The organism is Pasteurella oralis (genome assembly GCF_002850605.1).
GTDB lineage: Bacteria > Pseudomonadota > Gammaproteobacteria > Enterobacterales > Pasteurellaceae > Pasteurella > Pasteurella oralis.
Genome location: NZ_NXGB01000006.1, coordinates 47481 through 66229 on the forward strand (window position 1 = coordinate 47481; position 18749 = coordinate 66229).

The 18749-nt window shown below is 37.5% G+C and carries 15 protein-coding genes; 11 read left to right on the forward strand and 4 right to left on the reverse strand.

Annotation, left to right across the window (positions count from 1 at the left end; all coding sequences use genetic code 11):
• Positions 1-104 precede the first annotated feature (104 nt).
• From rpsA to yciH, 6 genes are all read left to right on the forward strand, one after another.
• On the forward strand, positions 105-1754 hold the full coding sequence (gene rpsA, locus C0975_RS08325; RefSeq protein ID WP_101775933.1) for a 30S ribosomal protein S1: 1650 nt from the start codon (positions 105-107) through the stop codon (positions 1752-1754).
• A 75-nt stretch (positions 1755-1829) separates the two neighbouring features.
• On the forward strand, positions 1830-2114 hold the full coding sequence (locus C0975_RS08330; protein ID WP_049213946.1) for an integration host factor subunit beta: 285 nt from the start codon (positions 1830-1832) through the stop codon (positions 2112-2114).
• 95 nt (positions 2115-2209) lie between these two features.
• On the forward strand, positions 2210-2506 hold the full coding sequence (locus C0975_RS08335; protein ID WP_101775934.1) for a LapA family protein: 297 nt from the start codon (positions 2210-2212) through the stop codon (positions 2504-2506).
• Positions 2506-3684, forward strand: a complete 1179-nt coding sequence (gene lapB / locus C0975_RS08340) for a lipopolysaccharide assembly protein LapB (RefSeq protein WP_101775935.1) — start codon at positions 2506-2508, stop codon at positions 3682-3684. Before C0975_RS08335 ends, lapB begins: the two co-directional genes overlap by 1 nt.
• A 40-nt stretch (positions 3685-3724) precedes the next feature.
• Entirely contained in the window at positions 3725-4423 is a 699-nt protein-coding gene (pyrF, locus tag C0975_RS08345) for an orotidine-5'-phosphate decarboxylase (protein ID WP_101775936.1), read from the forward strand.
• Between the two features lie 14 nt (positions 4424-4437).
• Entirely contained in the window at positions 4438-4755 is a 318-nt protein-coding gene (gene yciH / locus C0975_RS08350) for a stress response translation initiation inhibitor YciH (RefSeq protein ID WP_101776016.1), read from the forward strand.
• A 70-nt stretch (positions 4756-4825) separates the two neighbouring features.
• Here the strand turns inward: yciH and C0975_RS08355 are convergent, their stop codons facing one another.
• Together C0975_RS08355 and gyrA are read right to left on the reverse strand one after the other, a co-directional pair.
• A complete protein-coding gene (locus C0975_RS08355) occupies positions 4826-5176 on the reverse strand; it encodes a SirB2 family protein (RefSeq protein WP_101775937.1) in 351 nt (116 codons plus the stop codon).
• 59 nt (positions 5177-5235) lie between these two features.
• A complete protein-coding gene (gene gyrA / locus C0975_RS08360) occupies positions 5236-7926 on the reverse strand; it encodes a DNA topoisomerase (ATP-hydrolyzing) subunit A (RefSeq protein WP_101775938.1) in 2691 nt (896 codons plus the stop codon).
• A gap of 152 nt (positions 7927-8078) precedes the next feature.
• Here gyrA and ubiG point away from each other — a divergent pair, with 152 nt between their 5' ends.
• The gene (ubiG, locus tag C0975_RS08365) at positions 8079-8813 is read left to right on the forward strand and encodes a bifunctional 2-polyprenyl-6-hydroxyphenol methylase/3-demethylubiquinol 3-O-methyltransferase UbiG (protein WP_101775939.1); all 735 of its coding nucleotides are present in this window, start codon (positions 8079-8081) and stop codon (positions 8811-8813) included.
• Between the two features lie 112 nt (positions 8814-8925).
• Here the strand turns inward: ubiG and parC are convergent, their stop codons facing one another.
• Positions 8926-11178, reverse strand: coding sequence for a DNA topoisomerase IV subunit A (gene parC, locus C0975_RS08370; RefSeq protein ID WP_101775940.1), 2253 nt, complete (start codon positions 11176-11178; stop codon positions 8926-8928).
• 315 nt (positions 11179-11493) lie between these two features.
• The gene (gene parE, locus C0975_RS08375; protein WP_101775941.1) at positions 11494-13392 is read right to left on the reverse strand and encodes a DNA topoisomerase IV subunit B; all 1899 of its coding nucleotides are present in this window, start codon (positions 13390-13392) and stop codon (positions 11494-11496) included.
• A gap of 203 nt (positions 13393-13595) precedes the next feature.
• Here parE and nspC point away from each other — a divergent pair, with 203 nt between their 5' ends.
• From nspC to C0975_RS08395, 4 genes are all read left to right on the forward strand, one after another.
• The gene (gene nspC / locus C0975_RS08380; protein WP_101775942.1) at positions 13596-14711 is read left to right on the forward strand and encodes a carboxynorspermidine decarboxylase; all 1116 of its coding nucleotides are present in this window, start codon (positions 13596-13598) and stop codon (positions 14709-14711) included.
• 197 nt (positions 14712-14908) lie between these two features.
• The gene (locus tag C0975_RS08385; RefSeq protein WP_101775943.1) at positions 14909-16147 is read left to right on the forward strand and encodes a saccharopine dehydrogenase family protein; all 1239 of its coding nucleotides are present in this window, start codon (positions 14909-14911) and stop codon (positions 16145-16147) included.
• 156 nt (positions 16148-16303) lie between these two features.
• Complete coding sequence (locus C0975_RS08390; RefSeq protein ID WP_101775944.1) at positions 16304-17221, forward strand: DUF7916 family protein; 918 nt, start codon at positions 16304-16306, stop codon at positions 17219-17221.
• A gap of 38 nt (positions 17222-17259) precedes the next feature.
• A complete protein-coding gene (locus C0975_RS08395; RefSeq protein WP_101775945.1) occupies positions 17260-18741 on the forward strand; it encodes a class I SAM-dependent methyltransferase in 1482 nt (493 codons plus the stop codon).
• Positions 18742-18749 lie beyond the last annotated feature (8 nt).

The following is an 18749-nucleotide window of genomic DNA, read 5'->3' on the forward strand; positions in this document are numbered from 1 at the left end:
TTGTTTTTTACCGTTTATTCAAGGAAGGATGAACATGTATTTTCAACCCCACATTCAACGGATTTTGGAGTGGACGTTATTATATTTTAAATTGAAGATTAATTATGACTGAATCTTTTGCTCAACTATTTGAAGAATCATTAAAAGAACTTGAAACCCGTCAAGGTTCTATCGTTAGCGGTACTGTTGTTGCTATTCAAAAAGGCTTTGTGCTTGTTGACGCTGGTTTAAAATCTGAATCAGCAATCCCTGTTGAAGAATTCTTAAACGCACAAGGCGAATTAGAAGTTCAAGTTGGTGATGTAGTTAATGTTGCGTTAGACGCTGTTGAAGATGGTTTCGGTGAAACCAAACTTTCTCGTGAAAAAGCCGTTCGTCACGAATCTTGGATTGAATTAGAAAAAGCATACGAAGAACAGGCAACTGTTATCGGTTTAATCAACGGTAAAGTGAAAGGTGGTTTCACAGTTGAGTTAAACGGTGTTCGTGCATTCTTACCAGGTTCATTAGTAGATACTCGCCCAGTTCGCGAAACACTACACTTAGAAGGTAAAGAATTAGAGTTTAAAGTGATTAAACTTGACCAAAAACGTAACAATGTTGTTGTTTCTCGTCGTGCTGTAATTGAATCAGAAAACAGCCAAGAACGTGAACAAGTTCTTGAAACCTTACAAGAGGGTTCTGAAGTTAAAGGTATTGTTAAGAATTTAACTGACTACGGTGCATTCGTAGATTTAGGTGGCGTTGACGGTTTATTACATATCACAGATATGGCTTGGAAACGTGTTAAACACCCAAGTGAAATCGTGAATGTTGGTGATGAAATCACAGTTAAAGTATTAAAATTTGATAAAGATCGTACTCGTGTATCTTTAGGCTTAAAACAATTAGGTCAAGATCCTTGGATTGCAATCGCTGAAAATCACCCAGTAAACAGCAAATTAACAGGTAAAGTAACTAACTTAACGGATTATGGTTGTTTTGTTGAAATTTTAGATGGCGTTGAAGGTTTAGTTCACGTATCTGAAATGGATTGGACAAACAAAAATATTCACCCATCTAAAGTGGTTAGCTTAGGTGATGTTGTTGAAGTCATGGTATTAGAAATTGATGAAGAACGTCGTCGTATTTCTTTAGGCTTAAAACAATGTAAACCTAACCCATGGTTGCAATTTGCTGAAACTCACAACAAAGGTGATAAAGTTGAAGGTAAAATTAAATCAATCACTGATTTCGGTATCTTCATCGGCCTTGAAGGTGGTATCGACGGTTTAGTTCACTTATCTGATATTTCTTGGAATGTATCTGGTGAGGAAGCAGTGCGTAACTACAAGAAAGGTGACGAAGTTGCAGCAGTCGTTTTACAAGTTGATGCAGTAAAAGAGCGTATCTCTTTAGGTATCAAACAACTGGAAGAAGATCCATTCAACAACTTTGTTGCAGTCAACAAAAAAGGTGCAGTATTAAGCGCTACAGTTGTTGAAGCTGATGCAAAAGGTGCAAAAGTTGAATTAGAGGGCGGTGTTGAAGGTTATATCCGTGCTGCTGATTTAACTAATGAAGTCAATGCGGGTGATGTTGTTGAAGCAAAATACACTGGTGTTGATCGTAAAGCACGTATTGTTCATTTATCTGTACGTGCAAAAGACCAAGCTGAAGAAGCTGCAGCAGTTGCGACTGTGAATAACAAGCAAGAAGAAGTTGCTATTCCAAATGCAATGGCTGAAGCATTCAAAGCAGCTAAAGGTGAATAATTAAGTTTCCCTTGTAAAAGTATGGCTAGCGTGAATTGTTCACGCTAGCTTTATATATTAAGTTAGGAGAAAATTATGACTAAATCAGAGCTTATTGAGCGTTTAGTTCAAAAAAATCATTCAATTGCTGCAAAAGACGTTGAAAATGCAGTAAAAGAAATTTTGGACCAAATGTCATTCGCCTTAGAAAACGGTAAGCGTATTGAAGTGAGAGGATTTGGTAGTTTCTCTTTGCATTATCGTCAACCTCGTTTAGGACGTAATCCTAAAACAGGTGAACAAGTGAAATTAGACGCAAAATCTGTACCGCACTTTAAAGCTGGTAAAGAGCTGAGAGAGCGTGTTGATATTTACGCATAATTTCAACTAACTTTATATAACGACACCTTAAAGTGTCGTTTTTTGTATTTATTTTTGGCATAATGAGAAAGCTCATTTTTGTCGGGAGATAGTTGATGATTAAATATATTTTAGGATTAGTACTTGTACTTGCCATTGTACTTGTTGGAGTCACTATTGGCGCGAATAATGACCAGATCATTAGTTTCAACTATATGGTAGCGCAAAGTGAATTCCGTTTATCAACTTTAGTTGCGATTTTATTTGGTTTAGGCTTAATTTTAGGTTGGTTAATTAGCGCTATCTTTTATATCAAATTAAAATTGAAAAACATGTCATTAACTCGTCAAATTAAACGTCAAACTTTACAAATTAATGAATTAACCACAGCTCGAGATAAGGCTATTAAATAATGCTCGAGTTACTCTTCCTACTTTTACCTATTGCGGCTGCTTATGGCTGGTATATGGGACATCGTAGTGCAAAAAAAGATCAGGAAGACATGACCAATAAACTCTCCCGTGATTATGTCACGGGAGTAAATTTTCTTTTATCAAATCAACCAGATAAAGCGGTTGATTTGTTTCTTGATATCCTACAGAAGCAAGAAGCGGAAAACGAGATAGATAGTGCTTCACAGTTTGAAGCAGAATTAACATTAGGTAATCTTTATCGTTCTCGAGGTGAAGTTGATCGCGCACTACGTATTCACCAAGCGCTAGATCGCAGTCCTGATTATACTTTTGAACAAAAACTGCTTGCTAAACAACAATTAGCAAAAGATTTTATGGCTGTTGGTTTTTATGATCGGGCGGAAACGCTCTATATTATGTTAGTTGATGAACCTGATTTTGCCGAGAATGCGCTACAGCAATTGGCTGTGGTTTATCAAAAAACAAAAGAATGGAAAAAAGCGATTAATGTCGCTGAAAAGCTTGCTAAGATTTCGCCTCAACAAAATAATATTGAATTAGCACAATATTATTGTGAATATGCGCAGAGTTTATCTTCTGAGCATAAACAAAAGCCAAGAGTGTTATTAGAATCAGCTTTAAAAGTCGCGCCGAACTGTGTTCGTGCTTCTATTTTATTAGGTGAAAGTTTAGTTCAAGAAAAGCAATATCAGCAGGCTGTTGGCGTATTAGAAAATGTACTTGAACAAAACCCTGCTTATGTTGGAGAAGTTTTAGGCTTGTTGAAAGATTGTTATCATAAATTAAATCAATTAGAAAGTTTTGAGCTATTTTTGATTAAAGCGAGTCGTATTACTAAAAATAGTGCTGTAGAACTTGCCCTATCCGATCTTATTGAGGAAATGGATGGTAAAATTGCTGCACAAGCAAAACTCTATCAACAGTTAAATCAGCATCCAACAACATTTTTATTTCATCGTTTTATTCAATATCAAATTACTGATGCAGAAGAAGGACGAGGAAAAGAAAGTCTCGTTTTGCTACATAAAATGGTAGGCGAACGTATTAGGCAGAACTTTGATTACCGTTGTGCTAATTGCGGTTATCAAACCCACAAATTGGTATGGTGTTGTCCATCATGCCGTCATTGGGAAAGTATTAAGCCTATTGAAGATTAACAAACGCAACATAATTAATTGAACACTGAGAGGGAAAATTATGACGAATAAAGTTATTGTCGCGCTAGATTATGAAAAAGAAGCAGAAGCATTAGCGTTGGTTGATCAAATTGATCCGAGTTTATGCCGTTTAAAAGTGGGTAAAGAAATGTTTACTACACTTGGTACTAAATTTGTTAAAGCATTACATAATCGTAATTTTGATGTATTTCTTGATCTGAAATTTCATGATATTCCCAATACAGTTGCAAGAGCAGTACGTTCTGCGGCGGATTTAGGCGTGTGGATGGTAGATTTGCATGCAAGTGGCGGTTTGCGCATGATGGAAGAGGCGAAAAAAATTCTTGAACCTTATGGTAAGGATGCACCTATGCTGATTAGTGTCACAGTGCTGACGAGTATGGAAGATCTTGATTTACTCCAAATTGGTATTAATGCTTCGCCGATGGAACAAGTGATCCGTTTAGCGAATTTAACACAACGTGCAGGATTAGATGGGGTAGTATGTTCACCACAAGAAGTTGAAATTTTACGTGCAAATTGTGGTAAAAATTTCAAATTGATTACACCGGGGATTCGTCCAATTGGTAGTGATTTTGGTGATCAACGTCGTGTGATGACCCCTGCAGGTGCAATTCAAGCGGGCTCAGATTATTTGGTGATTGGTCGCCCAATCACACAAGCAGAAAATCCAGCCGAAATGCTTAAGGCAATTAATGCTTCATTACCAACAAATTAGTGTGAATGTTAGTTATGAATAGTGAATTAGTTTATTCTACTGAGCTTGGTCGAATTAAAATAGAAAAGCCAAAAGTTACACGTCTCAAAGGAGATGGGATTGTCCGTATTCAACGTCAAGTTAGTGGACGTAAAGGCAGTGGTGTTTGTGTCATTACTGGTTTAGATTTATCGGATGCTGAATTAAAATTACTTGCCGCAGAGCTTAAGAAACGTTGTGGTTGTGGTGGTTCTGTGAAGGATGGTAACATTGAAATTCAAGGAGAAAAGCGAGATTTACTCAAGCAATTGCTTGAGCAAAAAGGATATGCAGTAAAACTCGCTGGTGGTTAGTAGGCATTTTTCTTGTAAAAGAAAAGGATTGAAATTTAATCGTTTCAATTCTTTTTTGTTTGCTTTTTATTTAAATAAAATAGGCGATAATGATTACACTCACTAAACATAGTATTGAGGAGACAAGAGAGGCTTTTTTAAGTGGATAGTCTTTTTTATTGAATGCTTTTATAGACTCCATAATATACATAATGATCAGTGACATTTTTACAATGAAAAAAGGTTCAGCACTATGATCGAAAAGGATAAAAAGGCTGATACCTGTCCCAAGTAATAGGGTATCTGTTAAGTGCGGTAAGATTTTGAGTAGTTTATATTGACGCCAATTTTTACCAGTTAATACCATTATTGCTCGTATGATTAATAAAGCCAAGCTTAGAAATGCACAAATAATATGTGTATAAATTAAGTTAATTGCCATTGTTTCCCCACACAAATAAAAAAGCAGTAGCAATGTACTGCTTTTGTTCTATCAATTATTTATTCTGCTGAAATTTCTTCAATTTCGATCGCACTTTCATTGTTGAATGCTTCTGAATCTTCATCATCAACTTCGCAAACACGTTGTAAGCCGACTAAAGTTTCATTTTCTGCGGTACGAATTAAACGTACACCCTGTGTATTACGACCAACAATGCTGATCTCGCTGACACGTGTACGAACTAATGTTCCTGCATCAGTAATCAACATAATTTGATCAGCTTCATCCACTTGTGTTGCAGCAACAACTTTACCATTACGTTCACTCACTTTAATTGAGATAACTCCTTTAGTGTTACGTGATTTAGTTGGATATTGTTCTAATTCCGTACGTTTGCCATAACCATTTTGTGTTGCAGTAAGAATTGCTCCTTCCCCTTTTGGAATGACTAATGAAACAACTTTATCGACATTCAAATCCAGTACATCATTTGCGTTGTCATCTAAAATTTCTTCAATTTCGACCGCACTTTCATCTTCAGACATGTCATTAGTCAATGCTAGTTTAATACCACGTACACCAGTTGCAGCACGCCCCATTGCACGTACAGCACTCTCGTTAAAGCGTACGACACGCCCTTGTGCTGAGAAGAGCATGATTTCATTGCTGCCATCGGTAATATCTACACCGATTAATTCGTCTTCATCGCGTAGATTTAACGCAATGATGCCACTTGAACGTGGACGACTAAATTCAGTTAAGGCAATTTTCTTCACAATACCACCTGCAGTTGCCATTACTACGAATTTATCTTCTTCATAAGCAGTAACTGGGAGAATCGCAGTAATACGTTCATTCTCATCTAACGGCAAGATATTGACGATTGGACGACCGCGAGCACCACGACTGGCTTGTGGTAATTGATATACTTTCAGCCAATATAAGCGTCCACGACTTGAGAAGCAGAGGATAGTATCATGTGTATTGGCAACGAGTAAACGCTCAATGAAATCTTCTTCTTTCGTTTTTGCCGCCGATTTGCCTTTACCACCACGACGCTGTGCTTCGTAATCAGTTAATGGTTGATATTTGACATAGCCTTCGTGTGAAAGGGTGACAACCACATCTTCTTGTGCGATTAAGTCTTCAAGATTAATATCCGCAGAGCTTGCTGTGATTTCAGTACGACGGGGATCATTAAATTGCTCGCGAATTTGTGCGAGTTCTTCACGGATCACTTCCATTAGGCGTTCTGGACTGCGTAAGATATAAAGCAATTCACCGATGACATCGAGTAATTTTTTATATTCATCTAGAATCTCATCGTGTCCTAAGTTGGTTAATTTTTGTAAACGTAAGTCTAGGATTGCTTGCGCTTGTACTTCTGTTAAATAGTACATTCCCTCACGAATACCGTAATGTTCTTCCAACTCTTCTGGGCGAGCAGCGTCAACGCCTGCTGCGGCAAGCATATCTGCGACATGACCCAATTGCCATGCTTGCGCTAATAAGGCACGTTTAGCGCTTTCAGGATTTGGTGCACGGCGAATTAATTCAATAATGGGATCAACATTGGCTAGTGCGATTGCCAAACCTTCTAAGATATGTGCACGTTCACGTGCTTTACGTAATTCATATACTGTACGACGAGTGACAACCTCACGGCGATGTAAGACGAAAGCTTCGATTAATTGTTTTAAATTTAATAATTTTGGCTGACCTTTGTCTAACGCAACAATGTTGATACCAAAAGTCACTTGTAATTGAGTTAACGCATATAGATTATTAAGGACGACTTCGCCAACAGCATCTCGTTTGATTTTAATTTCAATACGCATACCATCTTTATCTGATAAGTCAGTAATTGCGCTAATACCTTCAACTTTTTTCTCTTTGACTAAATCTGCAATTTTTTCAATGAGCTTTGCTTTATTGACTTGATAAGGAATTTCGTGCACGACGATAGTTTCACTGCCTTTATCATCAACTTCCACTTCAGCTTTAGCACGGACATAAATCTTTCCACGACCAGTCTTATACGCATCTTCGATACCTTTACGGCCATTGATTAATGCGGCAGTAGGGAAGTCTGGACCAGGAATGTAAGTCATTAGCTCATCAATCGTAATTTCATTGTTTTCAATATAAGCTAAACAACCATCTAATACTTCACCTAAGTTATGTGGTGGGATATTAGTTGCCATTCCAACGGCAATACCAGAGGAGCCATTCACTAAAAGTGCGGGTACTTTAGTTGGTAATACTTCAGGAATTTGTTCTGAACCGTCATAGTTTGGTACAAAGTTAACAGTTTCTTTGTCAAGATCAGCTAATAATTCATGGGCGATTTTGGTCATACGTGCTTCGGTATAACGCATTGCCGCTGCTGCATCACCATCAATCGAACCAAAGTTACCTTGTCCATCGACTAGCATATAACGTAAGGAGAATGGTTGCGCCATACGGACGAGAGTATCATACACCGCACTGTCACCATGAGGGTGATATTTACCGATAACATCCCCAACGATACGTGCTGATTTGCGGTAAGGCTTGTTGTACGCATTACCGCCTTCATGCATGGCAAATAACACACGACGATGTACAGGTTTTAAACCGTCACGTACGTCAGGTAACGCACGTCCTACGATGACTGACATCGCGTAATCAAGATATGAAGACTTCAGTTCTTCTTCGATGCTGATTGGGCTAATATCTTGATGAATAGTATCTTGGACTAAATCGGTCATTGAAAACTTCCTAATCATTGAGTTTGATTAATCAAAAAATTGACGGAATTATAGCATAAAATCTGTTGTTCCCCTAATTTTATAGTGAAATTTTATGGGATTTGAGGAATAATAACGCATTGTTTCTATTCAAAATCATAAGAAGAAAGCGCATGCAAAATATTGATCAACAAGAACTTGATAAATTTGAAAAAATGGCGAAAAGCTGGTGGGATCCGCAAGGTGATTTTAAACCAATCCATCAACTTAACCCGTTGCGTTTAAGCTACATTGCTCAACAAGCCAATGGGTTAGTGGGTAAAAAAGTATTAGATGTTGGTTGTGGTGGTGGTATTTTGTCAGAAAGCATGGCAAAACAAGGGGCAAACGTGACGGGGATTGATATGTCATCTGCGCCTTTGCAAGTCGCCAAAAACCATGCACAAGCAAGTGGTTTGACGATTGATTATCAGCAAATTACCATAGAAGAATTTTTGCAAAAACAGACCGCACTTTATGGTGAAAATTGGCAAACAGAGAAGTTTGATGTGATTACTTGTATGGAAATGTTGGAACATGTGCCAGATCCAAGTTCAATCATCGAAAGTTGTAAACAATTACTGAAACCAAATGGTGTACTTTTTTTCTCAACAATTAATCGGACCTTAAAAGCTTGGGCGTTGGTGATCATTGGTGCTGAATATGTACTAAAAATATTGCCGAAAGGGACACATGATTATGAAAAATTCATTAAACCCGCAGAATTGTTGAATTGGTGTGATGAATCTCAGTTAACTTGCCTCGATATGGTTGGTTATCATTACAATCCATTGACTGGTAAATTTTGCCTCAATAAAGATGTGAGTGCTAACTATATGGCGAGTTTTAAAATCGCATCTACGCGATAAAAGATATTAGGTTACGACTTAATTTTGTTATCAAGTTGTCAATGAGTGAAAAACTAAAAATAAGCACCTGAAAAGAGAAGAGCACTAATCTTATTTTTTCAGGTGCATTTTTTTATTCACTCTCTGGGTTAATCACTTCAATATCAGCGTGACTATGTAACCCACGTGGTAATTGCGTCCCTTTTCTGCCTCGTTCTGCACGGAATTTTTGCAGATCTTCAGGTTTTAATGTAATTTTCCGTTTACCTGAATGGAAAACTAATGTCGAGTTTTCTTTAATTAATAGCAAACGTACGAGTAACTCTGTACGTGCCTTTGCATTGGCTGCGGGAATCGTCACAATTTTGTTACCTTTACCTTTGGCAAGTGATGGTAAATCTTTAGCTGGAAAGATTAACATTCTACCTGTCGAAGTAAGCGCAACTAATAGGACATTTTCATCAGTTAGTGTTAGTGGTGCCAGTACTTTGGCATTTTCAGGTAATGAAATCAGCGCCTTACCTGCTTTATTACGTGCAACTAAATCCTCAAATTTACAAATGAAACCATATCCAGCGTCGGATGCCATGAGTAATGCCTGATTTTCATTTTCAATTAAAACTTGTTCAATTGTTGCCCCTGTCGGCAATGTCAATTTACCTGTCAATGGTTCGCCTTGTGAACGTGCAGAAGGTAAGGTTAATGGATCTAAAGCATAGCTTCGTCCAGTGCTATCAATGAATACTACAGCTTGATTGCTTTTACCGTAGGCATGAGCAAGATAGTTATCACCTGCTTTATAACTGATGTTTTGTACATCAATATCATGTCCTTTCGCACAACGTACCCAGCCCATTTCTGAGAGAATGACAGTGATAGGTTCTGCAGGTGTCATTTCACTTTCTGAAATAGCTTTGGCTTCTGTGCGTTCCACTAATGGTGATAAACGCGGGCTTGCATAGGTTTTTGCATCTTGTTGGATTTCTTTTTTGATTAAGGAATTTAAGCGACGTTCAGAACCTAAAATCAGTTGTAAACTATCACGTTCTTGTTCTAAACGATCTTTTTCCGCTTGGAGTTCGTGTTCTTCTAATTTTGCTAAATGACGTAAACGTAAGTTTAAAATAGCTTCTGCTTGCTCATCCGTTAAATTAAAACGTGCCATTAACACTGATTTGGGTTCATCTTCATGACGAATAATATGAATGACTTCATCAATATTGAGATAAGCAATCATTAAACCATCAAGAATATGTAAGCGAGTTAAGACTTTATCAAGACGGTGTTGTAAACGACGAGTCACAGTATGACGACGGAATGTGAGCCATTCAGTAAGAATTTGAACTAAGTTTTTGACGGCAGGTTTATTGTCTAACCCTATCATATTCATATTGACACGATAGCTTTTTTCCAAATCTGTTGTAGCAAATAAATGTGCCATGAGTGCCTCTACATCAATACGATTAGAGCGTGGCACAATCACAATACGGATTGGATTTTCATGATCTGCTTCATCACGAATATCTTCTACCATTGGCAGTTTTTTGGCTGTCATTTGATCAGCAATTTGAGCAATGACCTTTGAGGGGGAAGCTTGGTGTGGCAGAGCTGTGATAATAATTTCACCATCTTCTTTTTTCCATACTGCACGCATACGTACAGAGCCACGACCTTGCTCATATAATTTACGAATGTCTTCTTTCGAAGAAATAATTTCGGCTTCTGTTGGATAATCTGGTCCTTGTACTACGCTTAATAAATCATCTAATGTAGCTTTAGGATTATCAATCAACATGACTGCGGCATCGGCAATTTCGTTAATATTATGTGGTGGAATATCTGTTGCCATCCCTACTGCAATGCCAGTGGTACCATTTAATAAAATATGTGGTAAGCGCGCGGGCAAATATTGTGGTTCAGATAATGTACCATCGAAGTTAGGTTGATAATCAACAGTACCTTGCCCTAATTCAGATAAGAGAATGTCAGCAATTTTGGATAAGCGCGATTCAGTATAACGCATTGCCGCGAAAGACTTAGGATCATCAGGTGCGCCCCAGTTCCCTTGCCCATCTACTAATGGATAGCGATAAGAGAAAGGCTGTGCCATCAATACCATCGCTTCGTAGCAAGCTGAGTCACCATGTGGATGGAACTTACCCAGCACATCACCTACTGTGCGCGCTGATTTTTTATATTTGGCTGCGGCATTTAAGCCTAGTTCAGACATGGCATAAATAATACGGCGTTGTACGGGTTTTAAGCCATCGCCAATAAAAGGTAATGCACGGTCCATAATGACGTACATAGAATAATTTAAATAAGCTTTTTCAGTGAACGTGCGTAATGGCGTTTGTTCAATGCCTTCGTAGTTGATTGTGTTCATAATGTTGTTTTGGTTTTGAGGTTAATTTTATATCTTATATATCTGCTTTCACCGATGGTGACCTTCTTTCTTTTGCTTGTCCAAAAAAAGAAAGAGGGCAAACAGAAAAGCACTCGACTAAACAGTTTATCCTCATTACGAAAAATTTTTCTTTACGCAAAATAAGTTGTTTTTGCTTTGCTTCGCAACTTTCTTTCTTACTGAGAAATCTTTCTTCATTTGGGCGGTTTGCGTGAGGAAATTTGGATAAAATCCACCGCACTTTTCTATTTAGCTATTTCTATTAATAAATTTATTTAGTGCAGAAATTCCAATTTATACACTCAAGTCAACTTGATCGCCTTTGGTTTGTAGCCAATTTTTGCGATCCTCTGAGCGTTTTTTCGCGAGTAACATGTCCATTAATTCTAAGGTTTCTGCACCATTATCTTCTTCTTTATTGTAAGTCAGCTGTACTAAACGACGAGTGTTTGGATCCATTGTGGTCTCGCGTAATTGGATAGGATTCATTTCACCGAGACCTTTAAAACGTTGTACGTTGGGCTTCCCTTTTTTGTTTTTCAGACGATCTAAAATCGCTTCTTTTTCCCCTTCATCTAAGGCATAGAACACCTCTTTACCTAAATCAATACGATAGAGCGGTGGCATGGCGACATAAACGTGACCATTTTGGACCAATTTAGGGAAATGACGTAAAAATAAAGCGCAGAGTAACGTGGCAATATGTAAACCGTCAGAATCCGCATCAGCAAGAATACAGACTTTGCCATAGCGTAATTGGGATAGATCTTCATTGTCAGGATCAATACCTAGTGCAACAGCGATATCATGAATTTCGTTGGAAGACAGGACTTGTTCGGATGACACTTCCCAGGTGTTTAAAATTTTCCCGCGTAAAGGTAAGATAGCTTGATATTCTCGATCTCGTGCTTGTTTAGCCGATCCTCCCGCAGAGTCACCTTCTACTAAGAATAACTCAGTTTTCTCTAAATCTTGTTGGCTACAATCGGCAAGTTTACCGGGTAACGCAGGACCGCTAACTAATTTTTTACGGACGACTTTTTTTGCTGCCCGTAAACGACGTTGTGCTGAGCTAATTGCTATTTCGGCAAGTTGTTCTGCTTGTGATATATGTTGATTGAGCCATAGACTAAAGGTGTCTTTTACTACGCCGCTAACAAAAACAGCACTTTGGCGTGACGATAAGCGCTCTTTGGTTTGTCCTGCAAATTGAGGATCTTGCATTTTTAGCGACAGCACATAAGCACAGCGTTCCCAAATGTCATCCGCTGTCAATTTTACACCACGTGGTAACAAGTTACGGAATTCACAGAACTCGCGCATAGCATCAAGCAAACCTTGGCGTAGTCCGTTAACATGTGTTCCGCCTTGAATAGTTGGAATCAAGTTAACATAGCTTTCACCTAATAATTCCCCCCCCTCAGGTAGCCATAATAATGCCCAACTGACTGCTTCTGTATTACCCTTGAAATCACCAATAAAGGGCTTTTCGGGGAGAGTAACAAAACCATTTACTGCTTCACTTAAATAATCAGCTAAACCATCTTCGTATAGCCAAACATCTTCAGTATTATTGACTTTATCAATAAATTTGATTTCTAAACCAGAGCAAAGCACTGCTTTAGCTCTCAACAAATGACGTAAGCGTGAAACTGAGAATTTTTCGCTATCAAAGTATTTTGGGTTAGGTTTGAAATGTACGGTCGTCCCCGTGTTTCGTCTACCACAAGTACCAATGACATCGAGTTCTTCTACTTTCACACCATTTTCAAAGGCAATTTTATGTATTTCACCATTACGTTTTACGGTGACATCGACACGTTGAGAAAGTGCATTTACGACAGAAATACCGACGCCGTGTAACCCCCCTGAGAATTCATAGTTTTTATTTGAAAATTTACCGCCGGCATGTAATTTGGTCAAAATAACTTCAACGCCAGAGACTTTTTCAACAGGATGAATATCTACTGGCATCCCGCGACCATTATCAATTACTTCAAGTGATTGATCTTTATGTAAAATTACTTCAATTTTGGTTGCATGTCCTGCCAGTGCTTCATCTACACTGTTGTCAATGACTTCTTGTCCTAAATGGTTTGGGCGAGTGGTATCGGTGTACATACCTGGACGTAATTGTACAGGCTCAAGATCTTTTAATACGGTTATTTCGTGTGCAGAATAATTGGTTGTCATAATCGTTAGTTATATTGTTCTATTTTTTATCATCAAAATTGGCGAAGATTTTAGCAAAAAAAGCCTGTTTTTGCACTATGGCATATTTATTCAAAAAATGGCAATAAATAAGTAGGAAAACGATTGCTCATTGGTAAGACTTAGCTATAATAATTAGCTTTGGTTTTCTGAATTTAATAATTGAAAAAAGGGCTAAAAATAGGATGACTGTATTACAAACACCTTATTATTTGATTGATAAAAGCAAGCTACTACGCAATATGGAAAAAATCGCTTATTTGCGTGAGAGATCAGGGGCAAAAGCATTACTTGCCTTGAAATGTTTTGCGACTTGGGGCGTGTTTGATTTTATGAGTCAGTATATGGATGGAACCACGTCATCATCATTATATGAAGTGAGATTAGGCCGAGAAAAATTTGGCGGTGAAACTCATGCATATAGTGTTGCCTATGCGAATGAAGAAATTGATGAAGTTGTAGCGAATGCCGATAAAATTATTTTTAATTCAATTAATCAATTACAACGCTTTGCTGATCGTAGCGGTGATTTACCGCGTGGGCTACGTGTCAATCCACGCGTCAGTACTTCAAGTTTCTTACTCGCGGATCCCGCACGTCCACATAGCCGTTTAGGTGAATGGGATATTCATAAAATCCGTGAAGTGATGCCATTGATTAGTGGTTTTATGTTTCATAATAACTGTGAAAATGACGATTTTGACAAATTCTGCGCCATGCTAGATCGTATTGAGACTGAATTTGGTGAATTATTGCACCAAGTAGAATGGGTGAGCCTTGGTGGGGGAATTCATTTCACAGGGGAAAATTATCCATTAGAGGCATTTGCTGAGCGTCTCAAACAGTTTGCTGAAAAATTTACAGTACAAGTTTATTTAGAGCCTGGTGAAGCCTCTATCACGTTAAGTACGAGTCTAGAAGTGACGGTATTAGATATTTTAAATCATGGTAAAGATCTGGCTATTGTGGATGCTGCCACAGAAGCACATATGTTGGATTTATTAATTTACCGCTCAGAAGCAAAATTATTACCAGATGCATTCCAAGGCAAAGGGGAATATCAATATATGGTATGTGGTAAGTCTTGTTTAGCTGGCGATATTTTTGGTGAGTATCGTTTTGAGAAACCATTACAAATTGGCGATCGTATTTCATTTTGTGATGCAGCGGGTTATACCATGGTGAAAAAAAATTGGTTTAATGGAGTGAACATGCCTACCATTGCAATCAAGGAGTTAGATGGCACTGTACGTGTTGTCAAGCAATTTGGTTACCAAGATTATGTTGAGAGTCTGTCTTAAAAAATAAAAAGTGCGGTGAGTTTTTTATGAAATTTACTCAAAACAGACCGCACTTTCATTTGTTTTACTTTATCGGTTAATACGATAAAGCTATCTCTGCCTGATATTGACTTTTTAGGTTTTCAATATGTATCAGGTTTTTATCAACGCCTATGTCGATCCTTTAGCAAGTTCGGCACTTGGGAGGAAAATGCTAAATGAAAAAAAATGTTTTGGTGATTGGTGCGGGTGGCGTATCACAGGTTGTGGTACATAAATGTGCACAACATAATGATATTCTTGGCAAAATTTCTATTGCTTCACGTAAAATTGAGAAATGTCAAGCCATCGCGGAAAGTGTAGCAGAAAAAGGAAATTTTAAACTGCTTGCTACTATTGAATGCTTTGAAATCGATGTATTTGATGTTGAAGCAACGAAAGCATTAATTCAAAAAACAGAATCACAAATTGTGATTAATGTTGGTCCATCATTTGTCAATATGTCCGTATTACAAGCTTGTATTGAAACTGGCGCGGCATATATTGACACTGCAATGCACGAAGATCCAAGTAAAGTTTGCGAAACACCACCTTGGTATGCAAATTATGAATGGAAACGTCGTGAACTATGTAAACAAAACAATGTTACTGCAATTTTGAGTGCAGGCTTTGATCCGGGTGTCGTCAATGCTTATGCAGCATATGCAGTGAATGATGAGTTTGATAGTGTAGATAGCATTGATATTATTGATATTAATGCGGGTAGTCATGGGCGTTATTTTGCCACAAACTTTGATCCTGAAGTGAATTTCCGTGAGTTTACAGGGACAGTTTGGAGTTGGCAAAATAGCCAATGGGTGGCGAACAAGATGTTTGAAGTGAAGCGTACTGACGACTTACCGATTGTTGGTATGCAAAATTCTTACTTAACTGGTCATGAAGAACTGCATTCTTTATCAACTCATTTAAATGTGCCTAATATCCGCTTCTGGATGGGCTTTGGTGATCACTATATTAATGTATTTAATGTATTAAAAAACCTTGGTTTGCTATCTGTTCATCCAGTTAAAACTGCAGAGGGTTTAGAGGTTATTCCGATTAAAGTTGTGAAAGCCGTATTACCTGATCCAGCTTCTTTAGCACCAAATTACACGGGTAAAACTTGTATTGGTAATCTAGTAAAAGGGAAAAAAGACGGTAAAGAGAAAGAAATCTTTATTTATAATGTGGCAGATCACAAAGACGCTTATGAAGAAGTGGGTAGTCAAGGCATTTCCTACACAGCGGGTGTCCCTGCTGTAGCAGCGGCATTACTGATTGCGACAGGTGAGTGGGATGTGGGTGAAATGTGCAATGTTGAACAACTTGATCCAAAACCATTCTTGAATCTTTTAAATAAAATGGGTTTACCAAATCGTATCAAAGATGAAAATGGCGATCGTGAGTTAGCATTTTAACTTATTTGAATAGCGATAAAGTGCGAGCATTGCCTCGCACTTTTTTATTCAATTTGTTAAAACTTTGAAAAAATAGACCGCACTTTCTTTCGCGAATTCAGATTGTTACAATGCACTAAACAATATTTTAACATGATTATATTGGAGGATAATGCAATGAAAAGACTACTAGATTGTACTGCGTCAGATTTTCAAAATATGACTGGACAACAGCTTAAACAAGCTATTCGTGCTAGTGAAGGACGCGTAATGTTGTCAGAAAACATGGTAGCTGTTCAACCTTTGTATCCTAATGTCACGAATTCTGAATTAGCCGCTGCATTTGGTGCGGATTTGATTTTATTGAATTTATTTGATGTTTTCCAACCTTGTGTAAATGGTCTCGTATGTGATAGACCAGAGCAAACGATTCAAACCTTAAAACGATTAGTTGGTCGCCCAATTGGTATTAATTTAGAGCCTGTTGATATTAATGCGGAACAAATTGAGGTGTTAGAAACTATTGCAAAAGGGCGGATAGCAACTACGGAGTCTTTGCAACAGGCTAAAATGTTGGGATTTGATTTTATTTGTTTAACTGGTAACCCTAAAACGGGTGTAACAAACTACGAAATCGTCAATGCAATTAAACGTGCAAGAGCAGTACTGGGTAATGAAGGCCTGATCATCGCAGGTAAAATGCATGGTGCAGGCGTTGCGAATGAAACGGGCAGTTCCATTATTTCGCTACAAGATCTAGAGAATTTTATTGCAGCAGGTGCTGATATTATCTTATTAGCAGCGCCAGGTACAGTACCAGGCATGACAGTAGAGAAAGTAGAAAAATATATTCAGTTTATTCATTCCAAAGGTGCATTAGCCTTACTTGCTATTGGTACAAGTCAAGAAGGGGCTGATGCAGCAACTATTCGCCAAATTGCGTTGAATAGCAAAATGGCAGGGGCTGATATTTATCATATTGGTGATGCTGGTTTTTATGGCATTGCGGTACCAGAGAATATTATGACCTATTCAATTGCAATTCGAGGTCGTCGTCATACTTATGTACGTATGGCAATGTCAGTTAACCGATAACTATTGCGCTTATTATTTAATTTTAAGTAAGTATAAAAATGGAAAATATTGATTTAATTAAAGAAAGCTATAATGAGTTACCTTATATTTCCAAAGGGTTTTCTCATACTTTGCCTGAAAGACAGAAAGCCGTGTTGACTTTATTTGGTTTTAATACACCAGATATTAAAACGGCTAATGTATTAGAAATTGGTTGTGGTTTTGGTGGAAATATTATTTGTAGCGCATTGATTCATCCTAATTCACATTTTGTTGGCGTTGATTTATCCGAAAAACAAATTGAAGGCGGTAAAGCTGTCGTTGAGCAACTTGGTTTACATAATGTGGAATTACTTTGCCAAGATATTTCTTATTTTGAAAAAACATCCGTTAAATTTGACTATATTATTTGTCACGGAGTGTTTAGCTGGGTGCCTGAATCTGTCCGTATTAAAATTTTACAGTTGATTAAATCACATTTAGCTGAAAATGGTTCTGCAACCATATCTTACAATACTTATCCAGGCTGGAAATCGCTTGAAGTATTAAAAGATATCATGAAATTTCGAGTCAATTTATTAGAACAAGAGAATATCCATTTATCGCCTTTAGAAAAGGTGGCTTATGGTAAAGGAACCGCTGAGTTTTTAGCAAAATTTTCACTTGCAGATAAACAATTAAAAGAGGCTGCAGAGAATCTTGCGGCAAAAGATGACCATTATATTTATCATGAATATTTTGAAGAATATAACCACCCTTTTTACTTATATGAATTTAATCAGTTATTAGAACAATATGGGTTAGCGCATATTTGCGATTCAACAGTAGGCGCAAGTTTCCCAATTTTTAAAGACGATAATATTGAGGAAATGATTGATAATGAATGTGGTGATAATCATCTACTCAAAGAACAATATTACGATTATTTGCTAAATAGGCAATTTAGAACCAGTATAGTGACGCATTTAGCAAATAAAGAAAAATGTAATATTTCTAGAACTATTAAGATTGAACATTTAAATAAACTGTATATTCGAGCAAATTTAGGTAGCGAATCTTCTTCTGAAGTGGCAGTGAAATTGAAGGATATTTATCCAAATTCAATGAATGTGGCTGATTTTATTCATACCTATTTTGCTGATAATCGAGAAGAAGGTTATTCCTCAATTTTGTTAGAGATTTATAATCAACATATTGATTTTTACGCAAGGGAGCTTGAAGTTAGGCAATCAGCTAAGATTAAGTTGAAAGACACCTATCGTCGCTATTTTGAATATCACTTAAATACCGATAAGCCTGTAGTTGAGCTGTCAAATTTTGTTGGTAACACATTAATCCTATCCTCCAGTGAGATACGTACTATATTGTTGTTTGATGGTATAAAAACGGATGCAGAGTTAGTCACATTATTATTAAATAAAATCGAAGAAGGGGTTTTCAGTATTGGTAAGCAATATGAAAAAGAGGATAAACAACAAGTCGTTAAGCAATTTGTTCAGGATGTCCGCTCTTTCGTTGAAGCAAATTTGATGAACGATTAAGATGGATT